This is a genomic window from Pseudoxanthomonas putridarboris, from assembly GCF_038321125.1.
In the GTDB taxonomy this organism is placed as follows: domain Bacteria; phylum Pseudomonadota; class Gammaproteobacteria; order Xanthomonadales; family Xanthomonadaceae; genus Pseudoxanthomonas_A; species Pseudoxanthomonas_A putridarboris.
Genome location: NZ_JBBWWT010000002.1, coordinates 1 through 13,974 on the forward strand (window position 1 = coordinate 1; position 13,974 = coordinate 13,974).

Genomic DNA, 13,974 nt, shown 5'->3' on the forward strand with positions numbered 1-13,974 from the left:
CGACCCAAATCCCCATGAATGCAACAGCAGCCGAGACCACGCTATCGGCTGCTTCCAGCCTGTAGCCGACCCACCCATCAATGGATGCAAGCAATACCACGGACGCGGTCAAGTCACCGATCCGTCTGCTTTAAGGTCTGGACCGCCGCCGCGGCCGACCGGACTTATCGGTAACGTTGCAAGGATGCCTACGGCTCCACCAACTCACGCCAGCGACTCAGTCCGACCTACCGCAACATCCGTGCACGGTCGCAGCCGAGACGCTGGGCCTGAAGGCAACAGGGGCCGTGTCAAGATCGTCATCCGGGCGAGCCATCACGTGCCTCGTGGCGCGCGACGCCTTGCCTGTGGCGGGAAGGTGCGTGGGCAAGCGGTCCGCGGACCGCGGATTTCACCAGCCGGAAGTCTTTTCCCGATTGTCCCGCTGATCGTGAGCATGACGGCACGATCGCGGCGGCTAGAGGGTTCTTACGTACATGACAACTTCCGGATGAAGCCGGTACGGCGTGTTGTGCTACGGCGATGCGCAAGCCGGTGGGGGCCGTCCGGCACGTCTATCGTCCCGCCGCCGCCGACACGCCAGACAATGCCGGAAAGCACCGTGCAACGGTTATGTTTATCCGTCGTATACCAACGTCAATAGACCGTCGCGCGGGCCTGCACGAAGGCGTAGAAGAACACCGCGTCGGGGTCGTTCTGCACGTCGCGCATTTCGCGGCGCATGCCGTCCACCACGTCCTGGGTGACGCGTCCGGCCTGCACCAGCGAATCGGACGCCGACAGCAGCAGTTCCTCCCAGAACGCGATCATGTCCTTGCGCCGCGCCGGCTCGCGGTTGTCGAAATGCACCGTCTTGATCTCGGTGGCGACGTCGCGGTAGCCGCCGGCCAGCAGCAGGTTGCCCAGCTTGGCGCCGATGAACGGGTCGCCGCCGCTGTCGTACTGGAAATCGTTGAACGCCATCCAGTAGCGCCACACGTTGGGCGAATACGGATGCAGCAGGAACGAGGAATTCATCACCTCGGTGACGTACACCGGTGAGCCCGGCGCCAGCACGCGGCGCACTTCGCTGAGCACGCGCGCAGGGTTGGGCACGTGCTCCAGCACCCAGCACAGGAAGGCGGCGTCGAAGTCGCGCGCGGAATACGGCAGCCGGCTCGCATCGGCCTGCTGCAGCGTGTAGCGCTCGCGGCACCAGGGCATCCGCGCCAGGTTCTGGCGCGCGGATTCCAGCTGCGCGGCGTTGAGGTCCACGCAGGTGGCGTGCAGGTCGGGGAAGCGGCGCAGCAGGATTTCCGTCTGCGCGCCCACGCCGCTGCCCACTTCCAGCAGGCGCCGCGCGCCGGTGTAGTCGACGTGGTTGAACAGCGTGCTTTCCAGCAGGCGGGCCTGCTTCATCAGGCGCGCCTGTTCCACCGGCGAGAAACCATGCAGGTAGGCGGGGGCGTTTTCGGCGTCGCTCATGGGGAAACTTCCGGCAAGGGGGTCAGGCGGCCGCGGACAATTCCGGCGCCACGCCGGCGATCAAGGCATCGAAGTAGTCGCGGGTCAGGCGCAACTGCTCGACCGCGCTCTCGGCACGGTTCACCACAGCGCGGAAGGCGAGGTTCTCGGGACGGTCCCTGGCGTACCAGCCCAGGTGCTTGCGCGCGATGCGCACGCCCTGCGGTTCGCCATGGAAATCGTGCAGCGCGCGCAGGTGGCCCAGCAGGATCTCGCGCACTTCCTGCAGCGAGGGTGGCGGCAGGCGCGTGCCGGTGGCGAGGAAATGCGCGATCTCGCGGAAGATCCACGGCCGTCCCTGCGCGGCGCGGCCGATCATCACCGCGTCCGCGCCGGTCTTCCTCAGCACGTGGGCGGCCTTCTCCGGCGAATCGATGTCGCCGTTGGCCGCCACCGGGATGCGCAGCGCGGCCTTGATGGCGGCGATGGTGTCGTACTCGGCCGTGCCGGTGTAATGCTGGTCGCGGGTGCGGCCATGCACGGCCAGCGCCGCGATGCCGCTCTGCTCGGCGATGCGGGCGATGGCGGGGCCGTTGCGGTGGTCGCAGTCCCAGCCGGTGCGGATCTTCAGGGTGACCGGCACGTCCACCGCCTTCACCACCGCTTCCAGGATGCGGCCGACCAGCGCCTCGTCGCGCATCAGCGCGGAGCCCGCCCAGGCATTGCAGACCTTCTTGGCCGGGCAGCCCATGTTGATGTCGATGATCTGCGCGCCATGGTCGGCGTTGTAGCGCGCCGCGTCGGCCAGCTGACCGGGCTCGGTGCCGGCGATCTGCACGCTGACCGGGGTGGGTTCGCCGTCGTGGTCCATGCGGCGCAGCGACTTCCGCGTGTTCCAGAAACGCGGGTCGCTGATGGTCATCTCCGACACGGCCAGGCCCGCCCCCAGCCGCTTGCACAGCAGGCGGAACGGCTTGTCGGTGACCCCGGCCATGGGGGCCAGGATCACCGGCGGGTCGATGCGGTACGGGCCGATCTGCATGGCGGCCATTGTACCGTCGCGGCCATCCGGGGACGGCGAAGCCCGGCGATGCCGGGCTCCGCCGCGTTTCCGTGGAAGGGTCGTCAGGCGGTGGTGTCCACCACCGCGGCATCCGGTGCGTGGGTCTTGACCGATGCGATCCCGTTGTCGCGGGCGGCCGTACCGCTGTACATCTCGCTGTGGCCGATCACCTGGCCGTTGCTTGCCTTCAAGGTGAAGTAGGGGCTGCCGTCCTTCGCGGTGAGGCGCTCGAAGCTGGCATCGGCCTGGCTGTGCTTGCGCACCGATTCGATCCCGTTGAGCGCCGAGGCCTTGGCGCCATAGCCTTCGCTGGTCAGGATGACCTGTCCGTTGCCGGCTTTCAGGTTGAACTGGAATTCGCCGTTCTTGCGGGTGGTGATCTCGAACTTGCCTGCCATGGGAATCCTCCTGTCGGTGGTGGCCCGCCGAGCTTACCGCGTCGCCGCGACGGCACGTGCGTCGCGCCTCTTCTGTGAGATCCATAACATCAGGCCGGTGACGAACAGGAACGCGGGCACCAACCCGGCCAGGGCGACTACGCATTGCCAGACGCGTCCGCCGATGAAGCCGCCATGCAGCGGGTACATCGCTTCGCTGATGCGGGCGCCGGCATCCTGCGCGGTGGCGTCGTGCACCTGCACCACCCGGGCCTGGTAGGGATCCAGCCAGATCATGCTGCGGCCGTTGGGATGCCACTCGCCGGCGGCGCGGGCGCGGATCGCCACCAGGGCGTTGTCGCCGCGCAGTACGTTGACGCGCCTGAGCGCTCCGCCGGGCAGCCCGCCTTCGGCGGCGCGCAGGACGGCCGGCCAGTCGATGCGCTCGCCGCGCGGTGCCAGGGGCAGTGGCGGTACCACCTCCGGCCCGTCGTAGAGCGTCCAGCGCAGCGCGGCGCGGACGGGCTGGTTGTAGACCAGCGCCACGCCGGTCACGCTGGCCAGCAGCAGCAACGGCAACAGCAATGCGCCGGCGCTGCGATGCCAGCTCAGCCAGCGTCGCTCCGGCGGGTGCGCGTGCCAGCGCAGGCTGACGAAAAGCGATGCCAGTCGTGGCCACCACAGGTACAGGCCCGACAGCAGCAGGAACACCGCGACGATGCCGCAAGCACCCAGTACCTGTTCGCCGTTCTCACCCGCCAGCAGATGGGTGTGCAGTTCGCGCAGCCACAGCAGCAGGTCGTTGTCGGCGGTGCGGACCAGCAGCGGTTCCCCGGTGGCGGCGTCGAAGTAATGGCGTTCGCCCTTGCCGGCGTGCGCCTGCCAGGCCGGCAGGCGGGCGGAAGGCAGGTCGATGGAACGGATGCCCCTGCTTTCGGCATCGGCCATGATCCGCGCCAGCGCCTGTCCCTGCCGCTCCAGCGCCGGCAGGTCCGCGCGCGACAGCTGCGGGTGCGCCGCCTGCAACAGCTCGCTCTGGAACGCCAGCACCGAGCCGGTCAGCCCAACCACCGCGAATACCAGCCCCACCGTCAGGCCCAGCCACAGGTGCAGCCAGGCGAGCACGGCGCGGAGGCGCCATGCGGCGGATGGACGTGTGGCCTGGCGGTGCGGCATGCGGGGCCTTGTGGCAGAGGTCAGAATCGGTGCGCCCAGCCCACCGTCAGCACGCGTCCGCGGCCGGCCGTGTAGTCGGCGTTGGACGGCGTGGTCTGCGAGTAGTAGCTGATGTACTGCTCGTCCAGCAGGTTCTCCACGCCCACGTTCAATGTGCCCACCGGCAACCGGATGCGGGCGAACAGGTCGACGGTGGTGTAGCCCTGGAAATCCGCGACCTGGGCGCCATTGCGGTCGAAGTCGCGGTCGTAGGCGTGGCTGGCCTGCAGGCGGGTCGAGAACGCATCGCCCCAACCCTGTTCCCAGAACGCGGTCAGCCGGTTGGGGGAGATGTTCACGCCTTCCAGGTCGGTGTCCAGCCGACCGTCCTGGTCGCGGTCGTAGCGGCCGTCGGCGCGCGCGTAGCCCAGGCCGATCCGCGTCTTCTCGTTGAAGCGCAGGGCCGCGCTGGCTTCCCAGCCCTTGATCTCGGTGGCCTGGCGTTGCACGTTGTAGACATTGTTCACCGGATCGAAGATCAGCAGCGAGCCGCGGTCGGATTCGGACCGGTAATAGGCCAGGTTGGCGTCGAAGCGGCCGTTGTCGTATTCCAGCCCGATCTCCTGGTTGTCGGCCACCACCGGGGAGATATCCACCAGGTTCTCCACCCGCTGGCCCGGCTGGTTCACCGCGCGCAGCACGCGGCCCACGTCGGCCACGCTGTAGCCTTCGGCATAGGACGCGTAGGCGTTGAGGTCGCCGGTGATGTACCAGACCGCGCCGAAGTTGGGCAGCGTCTCGCTCATGTCGGGCGTGCCGCCCTCGACGAAGTGCGCGCCGGTGGAAGGGATGGTGGTGTAGTCGTCCACCTTCAGTTCGGCGTTCTCGTAGCGCAAGCCGCCGGCCAGCATGACGCGGCTGTCGAACAGCCACCACTGCGCCTGCACGAACGGCGACAGGCTGCGGTATTCGGTTTCCGGCACCCAGTCCAGGCCGCTGACCAGCAGTTCCTGGTAGGTCGTGTCGCTCAGCGCGTCCAGGCCGGCGGTGATGCGCAGCGGCAGGCCCGCCACCTTGCCCCAGGACTGGGTCAGGCGCACGCCCCGTTTCCTGGACACGTTCTGCGACTGTTCCAGCTGGCTGGGCGTGCCCGGTCCGTTGAAATTGCTGAACTGCGATTCGCCGAAGCGGCTCTTGAAGTCCATCCAGAACAGCTGTGCCTGGAAACTGCCGCCGAGCAGGTGCGGCACGGTGTAGTCCAACGCCACGGACTCGGCCAGATTGCGCGCCGGGTCCAGCTGCGCACGGCCGCGTACCGACGTGGCGGGAATGCCGGCGGCGAAGTCGCCGTCGACCGAGACGTAGTCGCCGTTGCCTTCCAGTTCGTAGCGGTTGACGCTCAGCTGCAGCCGCTGGTCGCGCGGCAGGTTCCAGCCGAACTTCAGGAACACGTCGTTGGCCTTCGAATCCATGATGTCGCCCTGCACGGTGTTCGCCGCGATGGCGCGGCCCTCGCCGTCGCGGTACAGGCCCTGGCTGTCGTAGGCGACGCCGCCGATGAAGTCGAAGTCGCCCTTGCGGGTGCCGACCAGGAACGAGCCGCGGTAGCTGGCGTCGTCCGACTGGCGCGGCACGGCCGCGCTGGCCGACAGCGACGTCTCGAAGAACGTGCCGTCTTCCTTCGGCGCGCGCTTGGTGATGAAGTTGATGATGCCGCCGGAGGCGCCCAGCCCCTGCAGCGCGTTGGCGCCGTGGATGATCTCGATCCGCTCGATCATCGCCGGGTCGACGGTGTGCGCGTCGCGCGAGCCGTCGCGCAGCGGTGTGGACTGCGGCACGCCGTCCACCATGTACAGCGGGCGGCGGCCGCGCAGCGATTCGCCGCGGCTGGAGAGCTTCTGCCGCGAAGGCGCGAAGGCGGGTACCAGGTTGGCGATGATCTGCGAGATGTCCGAAGTCAGCGCGAGCTGCTGTTCCAGTTCCTCGCGGGTGATCACGGTGATGGTGTTGGGCAGCGCGCCCTCGCCCTCGGGCAGGCGGGCGGTGGAAGCGGACACCGTGACCTTGGTGAGCTGGGTGACCTGGTCGCCGGCCGGGGCGGTCTGGGTGGTCTGGGCGAAGGCGTTGGGGACGAGGGCGACGGTCAGGGCCAGCACGAGCAGGCGGGGGCGGGTGGCGTTCATCAATGCGGTGGGAGTGGGAATCCCGCGCATTGTAAATGAGAATTGTTATCGATATCGACCCGCCACCGGGGCCGCCACACCTGGCTGGTGCCTCAGTCGCCGAAGCGGGCCTGCAATTCCGCGTGCGTCGGCATCGCCAGCGCCGCGCCGGCGCGTTCGGTGGACAGGGCGGCGTAACGGTTGGCGAAGCGCACGTGGTCCGCGAACGCAGGCTGCGGCGCTCCCGCCAGCGACGCGGCGAGCGCGCCATTGAAGGCGTCTCCGGCCCCGGTGGTGTCGGCCACGTTGGCCGCTTCCGCCGGCACCCGGTAGTGGGCGCGCGCATCGCCGCGCAAGGCGTCCTCGCAGTGGGAGACGTACACGCCGGTCGAACCGAGCGTGACGACGACCGTGCCGTGCGGCAGCAACTGGCGGCAGTGCTGGTGCAGGGTCACCCCGTCCAGCGTGGCGACGTCGTCGGCGCTGACGCGTTCGCCCAGGTGGCGCGCCAGCAGCGCGGCGAACTCGGTTTCGTTGGGGGTGACGATGTCCGCCTGCGCCAGCAGTTCGGTGGTGGTGCCGGCGTTGGCGGGCGCCGGATTCAGCAGCGTCAGTGCGCCGTGCCGGCGCGCCGATTGCAGCGCGGACAGCACGGTGTCGGCCGGCGATTCCAGTTGCGTCAGCAATACGGCGGAAGCGGCAAGCGTTTCGTCCTGCCGCGCCACGAAGGCCGCGTCCAGCACGGCGTTCGCGCCGGCGCCGATGACGATGGTGTTGCGGCCGTGCGCATCCACGTAGATGCCGGCGGTGCCGGTGGGTTCCTCGCTGGCCTGCGCGCGCAGGTCCAGGCCGTCGCCCGCCGCCAGCTCGCGCGCCAATGCTCCGCCCGCGTCATCGCCCAATGCGCAGACAAAGGTGATGTCCGCGCCGGCGCGGACCGCCGCGATGGCCTGGTTGAATCCCTTGCCGCCGGGGCCGCTGGCATAGCGGCCGGCGATGGTCGCTCCCGCGACGGGCAGCGCATCGCAGCGCCACACATGGTCGACGTTGAAGGAGCCGACGATGGTGACGCGGCCGGTGGAGGGGGAAGGCTTGTTCATCGGAGTGCACCTGCTGTCCCGACGGCGGCGATGCCGCGGTCATGGAGTGGAACGTGATCCATCGGAGGAAAGCGGCCGCCGTACGGCCGCTTCCGGGCTCAGCCGAAGTGCGACAGCACGCCGGCGATGGTGGCCGTCATCAGGGTGGCGATGGTGCCGCCCAGCACCGCACGCAGGCCGAAGCGCGCCAGGTCGGAACGGCGCTCGGGCGCCAGCCCGCCGATGCCGCCGATCTGGATGGCGATCGAGCTGAAGTTGGCGAAGCCGCACAGCGCGTAGGTGGCGATCAACCGGCCTTCGTCGGACAGCGCCACCCCGGCGACCTTGCCGTTGACGATGTCGGCCAGTTGCAGGTAGGCGACGAACTCGTTGATGACGACCTTCTGGCCGATCAGCGAGGCCACCGTGGTGGCGTCCTGCCACGGCACGCCGATCACCCAGGCGATGGGCGCCAGCAGGTAGCCGAAGATCGCCGCCAGGTCGGTCGGCTTGCCGAGCATCGCCGACAGGCCGGTGACGTCGCCCAGCCAGGTCAGCGGCGCGTTGATCAGCGCGATCAGCGCGATGAAGGCCAGCAGCATCGCGCCGATGTTCAGCGCCAGCCGCAGGCCGTCGCCGGCGCCGGCCGCGGCGGCGTCGATGATGTTGCTGGACGTCTTCTCCACTTCCATCTTCACCGTGCCGCGGGTAAGCGGCGTGCCGGTTTCGGGGATCAGCAGCTTGGCCACCACCAGCGTGGCGGGCGCGGCCATGATCGACGCGGCCAGCAGATGCTTGGCGTAGAACGCCTGCTGTTCCGGATCGCCGCCGCCCAGCATGCCCACGTAGGCCGCCAGCACGCCGCCGGCGATGTGCGCCATGCCGCCGATCATCATGGTGATCAGCTCGGACTCGGTCATCTTGGAGATGTAGGGGCGCACCGTCAGCGGCGCTTCGGTCTGGCCGATGAACACGCTGGCGCAGACGCTGGTGGTTTCCGCGCCGGACACCTTCATCACCTTGGTGATGGCCAGGGCCATGATCCGCACGACGAACTGCATCACGCCCAGGTGATACAGCACGCCCATCAGCGCGGCGAAGAAAATGATGGTGGGCAGCACCTGGAAGGCGAAGATGAACCCGTACGTTTCCGTGTCCATCAATCCGCCGAAGATGAAGGTGGAGCCGGCGTTGACGAAGCTCAGGATCTTCACGAACCCGTGGCCGAGCGCATCGAATACTTCGCGGCCACCCGGCACCAGCAGCACCAGTGCGGCGAAACCGATCTGCAGGGTGATGCCGGTGGCGACCAGCTTCCAGTCGACGGCCTTGCGGTTGTTGGAAAACAGCCAGACGATGCCGATCAGCACCGCCAGGCCGAACAGGCCGAAGCCGATCCGCCCCAGGACTTCCACCATGCAATCCCCCAGCCTTCATCGTTCTTTTGACGGCGCAGTCTAGCAGCCGGGACCGCCGGTACGGCCGTTCAGCCGACGCCGTTCCAGGCTACCCAGATCGCCAGCGCCAGGAACACCACCGCGGCCAGCGTGCGGGCCAGCTTCAGCGGCAGCCTGTCGGCGAAGCGGTGGCCCAGCCAGACGACGGGCAGGTTGGCCAGCAGCATGCCCAGCGTGGTGCCGACCACCACCTGCCACAGCGGCACGTACTTGGTCGCCAGCAGCACCGTCGCCACCTGGGTCTTGTCGCCGATCTCGGCCAGGAAGAAAGCCACCAGTGTGGCGAGGAAGGCGCCGCGGGCGGGCAGCTTGTCGGCTTCGTCCTCCAGCGTGTCCGGTTTCAGCGTCCACAGCGCCACGGCCAGGAAACTGGCGGCCACGATCCAGCGCAGGACCTCCGGCGACAGCCACTGGGTCAGTTCGGCGCCCAACCAGGCCGATATCGCGTGATTCACCAATGTCGCCGCCAGGATGCCCAGCGCGATGGGCCAGGGCTTGCGGTAGCGCGCGGCCAGCAACAGGGCCAGCAACTGGGTCTTGTCGCCGATCTCGGCCAGGGTGACGGTGCCGGTGGAAACCAGCAGGGCGTGCAGGGACAACATCGAGTGCTCCGGGGCCAGGCATTCGCGCGATGCGCGAAGGCAAACGACGCACTGCCCGGCCCGGGTAAGCGCGACGCCTGCCTTCGGTCTTGCCCAGCGGAAGCCAGTAGCTTCGCCCCGCGCACCATGGCCTGCGACCAAGTGTGTTGACGCGCGGAACCCGTCGGGACGGGTGGGCTACTCCCCGGAGGAGGAAAGTGCGCGCATTGTACAGGGTCCGCCCGCGCGCCGCGGAGCCGTTCTCATTCGCAGGCGATGGAACGGGTCCGGCCGGGCCGGCGCGCGATACGATGCCGGCGACGTCGTCTCTTCCAGAAGGAGTGCGCCATGCAATACCGTCGCCTCGGCAATTCCGGCCTGAAGCTCTCCGCACTGTCCTTCGGCGCCTGGGTCACCTTCGGCCAGCAGGTAGGACGCGACGAAGCGCGCGAGCTGCTGGCGCTGGCGTGGGAACAGGGCATCAACTTCTTCGACAATGCCGAGGTCTACGGCCATGGCCTGGCCGAGCGGGTCATGGGCGATGCGCTGCGCGACCTGCGATTGCCGCGCGATGGCTATTGCGTGTCCAGCAAGGTGTACTTCGGCGCGGTCGAGGACCCGCGACCCACCCAGTGCGGATTGTCGCGCAAGCATGTGATCGAAGCCTGCCATGCGGCATTGCAGCGGCTGCGCGTGGATTACCTGGACCTGTACTACTGCCATCGCCCCGATCCGGACACCCCGGTCGAGGAAACCGTGTTCGCGATGGACAGCCTGGTGCGCCAGGGCAAGGTGCTGTACTGGGGCACGTCGGAATGGCCGGCCGCGCGTATCCGCGAGGCGGCCAAGATCGCGCGCGAGCATCACCTGCATGGCCCGACCATGGAGCAGCCGCAGTACAACCTGCTGCACCGCCAGCGGGTGGAACTGGAATATGCGCCGCTGTATCCCGAACTGGGGCTGGGCACGACCACCTGGTCGCCGCTGGCCTCGGGCCTGCTGACCGGCAAGTACGACGCATCGGTGCCGGCCGATTCGAGGCTGGGCCAGGCCGGACATGGCTGGCTGCGCGAGATGGTGTTCGGCGATCCCGACAGCCGCCGCCGGGAACGCGCGCAGCGCTTCACCCACGTGGCGCGGGAACTGGGCGAGAAACCGGCGCCGCTGGCCATCGCGTGGTGTCTGCGCAACCCGCATGTCTCCAGCGTGATCCTGGGCGCCAGCCGCCCTGAACAGCTGCGGGAGAACCTGGGTGCCCTGGACCTGATGGCCCGCTACGACGAACCGGTCTGGGCGCGGCTGACGGCCGCCGCGGATTGATCGATGCCGTATATCGGCGGATTGCGCGGACCCTATTGACGCGCAAATAAGAATCATTATCATCTAACTCCGTTCCGCCACGGAGCTTCCCGATGATCACCAACGTCACACCCTTGCCCACCGTCGATTCGACCGCGCTGCGCGAGCGAATCTCCCCGCGCCTGGCCACGCCGGCCGCCGACGAATCCCTGGACAGCGAAGTGCTGTTGAAGGGACGCCGCGAGATCCTGATCCGGCACGGCGACCGCGTATACCGTCTGCGCCACACCAGCAACGACAAGCTGATCCTCACCAAGTAATCCGCGCCACGCCGCCGTTGGTGCGCGGGGGAGTCCCTGCGCGCCGCAACAACCTGATCTCTCCACCTGGGCGCCAGCCATCGGATTTCCGGCCGCCAGCCTTCCGGGTTTTTCATCTACCCATCAGTAGGAATGCTGCACGCCATGATGCGCCCCACGCTGCTGACCACGGCACTGTGGTTGGCATTCGCCAGCCACGCCCACGCCGAAACCACCGCCGATACATCCGGTTCGACTTCTTCCTCCGCCGATGCCGCCGCGCGCGAATTCGAGCGCATCCAGGTCACCGCGACCCGTGGCGAGCGCGCCATCGGCGACGTGCCCAACACGGTCAGCGTCATCGACCGCGAGCAGTTGGACGACCACCTGGTCCGCGACATCAAGGACCTGGTGCGATACGAGCCGGGCGTGTCGGTGACCTCGAGCTTCGGTCGGTTCGGACTGGGCGGTTTCCGCATCCGCGGGCTGGACGGAAACCGCGTGCGCATCCAGACCGACGGCATCCCGGTGTCGGATGCGTTCTCCATCGGCAGTTTTTCCAACGCCAACCGCAATTTCGTCGATCTGGACACGCTGAAGCAGGTCGAGATCGTGCGCGGCCCGTCCAGTTCGCTGTATGGCTCCGATGCGCTGGGCGGCGTGGTGTCGTTCATCACCAAGGATCCTTCGGACTATCTGGAGGAGGGCAAGGATGCCTATTTCGGATTCAAGCTCGGCTATGACGGTAGCTGGGATGGCTTGTTCGGCGGCGCGACGGCGGCCTTCGGCGGCGAACGCTGGAGCGGGTTGGTGGCGGTAAGCCATCGCCAGGGCCAGGAGACCGAAAACCAAGGCGAGGTCGGTGGTACCGGTGCCGCGCGCACGCTTCCCAATCCTCAAGATCGCGATGGCCGGAGCTTGCTGACCAAGCTGGTGTTCGCGCCCAGCCAGACGCAACGCTTCAAGTTGACGGTGGAAGGCAACGAGGACAGTACCGATACCAACCTGCTCAACCAGCTGGGATTCCAGGCGCTGACCGGCGCCACCAATACGTCGGTGACCGCGCACGACCACCAGACCCGGGCGCGCGTGGCGTTTGCCCATGAGTGGGACCAGTTGGGCACCGGTTTCGCCGACAGCCTGGATTGGCAGGTCTATCGCCAGGACAGCGAAACCACCCAGTACACGCGCGAAGAGCGCATCTTGCCGGCTCCCACGCTGCAGGACGTCCGCGAGCGCGAATTCAATTTCGACCAGCGCACCTATGGCCTGCAGGCGAACGTCCGGAAAGCCTTCGGCGAACGGGTGCGCCATGACCTGATCTATGGGCTGGACGTGTCGCGGACCGAAACGCGGCAGAAGCGCGATGGCCTGCGCACATTCCCGCTGACCGGCGTGAGTACGCCGGTCATGTCCCCGGACGTGTTCCCCGTGCGCGACTTCCCGATCAGCAAGACCACCAATGCGGCACTGTACGTGCAGGATGAGATCGGTTTCGCGGATGGCGAATTCCGCCTGGTGCCCGGCCTGCGCGTGGACCACTATCGCCTGAAGCCGGAGATGGACGCCATCTTCGCAGGCGACAATCCCGGCGTGGCGATCGCCGACATCAGCGAAACCAGCGTTTCGCCCAAGCTGGGCATGGTCTGGCATTTCGCGCCGGACTGGTCGCTGTTCGGCGGCTATGCGCGCGGCTTCCGCTCGCCGCCGTACAACGACGTCAACATCGGCTTCACTAACGTCCAGTTCGGCTACACCGCGATCGCGAATCCGGACCTGAAGCCGGAAACCAGCGACGGGCTGGAGTTGGGCGTGCGGTTCTCGGGCGCTGCGGTCTACGGCAGCCTGTCCGGCTACTACAACCGATACGACGACTTCATCGAGTCCATGCGCTTCATCGGCTTCAACGACGATGGCCTGATGGTCTACCAGTCGCAGAACATCGCCGAGGCGGAGATCTACGGCGTGGAAGCCAAGGCGGGCGTGGACTTCGGCGCCCTGTCCGACACGTGGGAGGGCTGGTCGCTGCGTGGTGCGGCCGCGTGGTCGCGTGGCGAGGACCGCAGCGACGGGACGCCGCTGGACAGCGTGGACCCGCTGACGGCGACGCTGGGCCTGGCCTACGACCAGGACGCCTGGGGTGCCGAACTGGCAGGCCGATTCGTCGACCGCAAGGATCGTGTGTCGGACCCCACGAATTACCGGCAGGGCGGCTACGGCGTGCTCGACCTGTACGCGCACTGGAACTTCGCGCCGGGCGCCAAGTTCAACGTGGGCGTGTTCAATCTGGCGGACCGCAAGTATTCCGACGCCGGCGACGTGCCTGTCGTGGCGGGCAGCAGCGCCACGCTGGACCGCTACACCTCGCCGGGCCGTACGCTGGCGGCCAGCGTCTCGGTGAGCTGGTAGCCGTCATGGCCGGCGTGCTGGGACATCCGGGAAGCATGCGCTTGCATCAGGCGGGCATGCTGCCCACGTCCCGGCAATTGGCTGGCCTGGGCACCGTGCTGTGTCTGTATCGCACGCAGCATGGCAGCGAACTGGCCGGCTGGCACCAGGCGGTCCGCGTGGAAGCGTGTACCGGCGTGGACAGCGATGGTTTGAACGAGAGCCTGCTGTTCTTCGACGCGGAGGATCGCTGTTGCTGGCGCCTGTTCCTGTTGCCCGACAGCGACTTCGTGGCATGGGACCGCCTGCTCGGCTCGCTGCCGGCCCGCAGCGAGAGTGCGTGCGGAAGCCTGGGCGAACGCCTCTGGCGGCGCCTGGCAGGCAGGCTGCTGAGCGGGCAGTGGCGTGCCTGCGCGCTGCGGCTGCATGCGGTGCCGCAGGAACACAACGTGCAGGCACGGGTTTCGCCATCGCTGGCGGCGAGCCTTGCGACCGTATCGCCCTTGGGCGTTGCGACGGCGCGCAGGATCGCCCTGGCCGAAGGCGCCGAGGCGGACACGTCGATCGACGACTGTTGTTGCGCGGGTTCGCACTTTCCGGCAGGACCGCGCGTGGATGCAAAAGGTGCGGGGGACGACAACGCGATCCCGCTGGTCAGATTGAAATGAAGA

Annotated in this window: 12 protein-coding genes; 4 read left to right on the plus strand and 8 right to left on the minus strand. The window is 67.8% G+C overall.

The window, feature by feature from the left end; translation table 11 throughout:
* Nucleotides 1-636: 636 nt before the first annotated feature.
* From AAD027_RS04055 to AAD027_RS04090, 8 genes are all read right to left on the minus strand, one after another.
* Entirely contained in the window at nt 637-1,464 is an 828-nt protein-coding gene (locus tag AAD027_RS04055) for a class I SAM-dependent methyltransferase (RefSeq protein WP_341724749.1), read from the minus strand.
* Between the two features lie 22 nt (nt 1,465-1,486).
* Nucleotides 1,487-2,485: a tRNA dihydrouridine synthase DusB gene (gene dusB, locus AAD027_RS04060; protein ID WP_341724750.1), complete on the minus strand. Its 999-nt coding sequence runs from the start codon at nt 2,483-2,485 to the stop codon at nt 1,487-1,489.
* 83 nt (nt 2,486-2,568) lie between these two features.
* Nucleotides 2,569-2,904, minus strand: coding sequence for a YegP family protein (locus AAD027_RS04065; RefSeq protein WP_341724751.1), 336 nt, complete (start codon nt 2,902-2,904; stop codon nt 2,569-2,571).
* 33 nt (nt 2,905-2,937) lie between these two features.
* Nucleotides 2,938-4,008, minus strand: coding sequence for a PepSY-associated TM helix domain-containing protein (locus AAD027_RS04070; protein ID WP_341724752.1), 1,071 nt, complete (start codon nt 4,006-4,008; stop codon nt 2,938-2,940).
* A gap of 71 nt (nt 4,009-4,079) precedes the next feature.
* Complete coding sequence (locus AAD027_RS04075; RefSeq protein WP_341724753.1) at nt 4,080-6,221, minus strand: TonB-dependent receptor; 2,142 nt, start codon at nt 6,219-6,221, stop codon at nt 4,080-4,082.
* Between the two features lie 92 nt (nt 6,222-6,313).
* Nucleotides 6,314-7,300, minus strand: a complete 987-nt coding sequence (locus tag AAD027_RS04080; RefSeq protein WP_341724754.1) for a ribokinase — start codon at nt 7,298-7,300, stop codon at nt 6,314-6,316.
* 98 nt (nt 7,301-7,398) lie between these two features.
* Nucleotides 7,399-8,697 carry a NupC/NupG family nucleoside CNT transporter gene (locus AAD027_RS04085; RefSeq protein ID WP_341724755.1) on the minus strand — a complete coding sequence of 433 codons (1,299 nt, stop codon included), beginning with the start codon at nt 8,695-8,697 and terminating at the stop codon, nt 7,399-7,401.
* Between the two features lie 68 nt (nt 8,698-8,765).
* Nucleotides 8,766-9,338, minus strand: a complete 573-nt coding sequence (locus AAD027_RS04090; RefSeq protein WP_341724756.1) for a TMEM165/GDT1 family protein — start codon at nt 9,336-9,338, stop codon at nt 8,766-8,768.
* Between the two features lie 327 nt (nt 9,339-9,665).
* Here AAD027_RS04090 and AAD027_RS04095 point away from each other — a divergent pair, with 327 nt between their 5' ends.
* From AAD027_RS04095 to AAD027_RS04110, 4 genes are all read left to right on the plus strand, one after another.
* Nucleotides 9,666-10,637, plus strand: a complete 972-nt coding sequence (locus AAD027_RS04095) for an aldo/keto reductase (RefSeq protein ID WP_341724757.1) — start codon at nt 9,666-9,668, stop codon at nt 10,635-10,637.
* A 92-nt stretch (nt 10,638-10,729) separates the two neighbouring features.
* Nucleotides 10,730-10,936 (plus strand): hemin uptake protein HemP, encoded by a 207-nt coding sequence (gene hemP / locus AAD027_RS04100; protein ID WP_341724758.1) that lies wholly within the window; start codon nt 10,730-10,732, stop codon nt 10,934-10,936.
* Between the two features lie 144 nt (nt 10,937-11,080).
* On the plus strand, nt 11,081-13,324 hold the full coding sequence (locus AAD027_RS04105) for a TonB-dependent hemoglobin/transferrin/lactoferrin family receptor (protein ID WP_341724759.1): 2,244 nt from the start codon (nt 11,081-11,083) through the stop codon (nt 13,322-13,324).
* A gap of 5 nt (nt 13,325-13,329) precedes the next feature.
* Complete coding sequence (locus AAD027_RS04110; protein ID WP_341724760.1) at nt 13,330-13,971, plus strand: Hemin transport protein; 642 nt, start codon at nt 13,330-13,332, stop codon at nt 13,969-13,971.
* The last annotated feature ends 3 nt before the right edge of the window (nt 13,972-13,974 follow it).

Coding starts and splice junctions, on each gene's coding strand:
- AAD027_RS04055 (WP_341724749.1), bottom strand. CDS start 1,464: ATGAGCGACGCCGAAAACGCCCCCGCCTACCTGCATGGTTTCTCGCCG.
- dusB (WP_341724750.1), bottom strand. CDS start 2,485: ATGCAGATCGGCCCGTACCGCATCGACCCGCCGGTGATCCTGGCCCCC.
- AAD027_RS04065 (WP_341724751.1), bottom strand. CDS start 2,904: ATGGCAGGCAAGTTCGAGATCACCACCCGCAAGAACGGCGAATTCCAG.
- AAD027_RS04075 (WP_341724753.1), bottom strand. CDS start 6,221: ATGAACGCCACCCGCCCCCGCCTGCTCGTGCTGGCCCTGACCGTCGCC.
- AAD027_RS04080 (WP_341724754.1), bottom strand. CDS start 7,300: ATGAACAAGCCTTCCCCCTCCACCGGCCGCGTCACCATCGTCGGCTCC.
- AAD027_RS04085 (WP_341724755.1), bottom strand. CDS start 8,697: ATGGTGGAAGTCCTGGGGCGGATCGGCTTCGGCCTGTTCGGCCTGGCG.
- AAD027_RS04090 (WP_341724756.1), bottom strand. CDS start 9,338: ATGTTGTCCCTGCACGCCCTGCTGGTTTCCACCGGCACCGTCACCCTG.
- AAD027_RS04095 (WP_341724757.1), top strand. CDS start 9,666: ATGCAATACCGTCGCCTCGGCAATTCCGGCCTGAAGCTCTCCGCACTG.
- hemP (WP_341724758.1), top strand. CDS start 10,730: ATGATCACCAACGTCACACCCTTGCCCACCGTCGATTCGACCGCGCTG.
- AAD027_RS04105 (WP_341724759.1), top strand. CDS start 11,081: ATGATGCGCCCCACGCTGCTGACCACGGCACTGTGGTTGGCATTCGCC.
- AAD027_RS04110 (WP_341724760.1), top strand. CDS start 13,330: ATGGCCGGCGTGCTGGGACATCCGGGAAGCATGCGCTTGCATCAGGCG.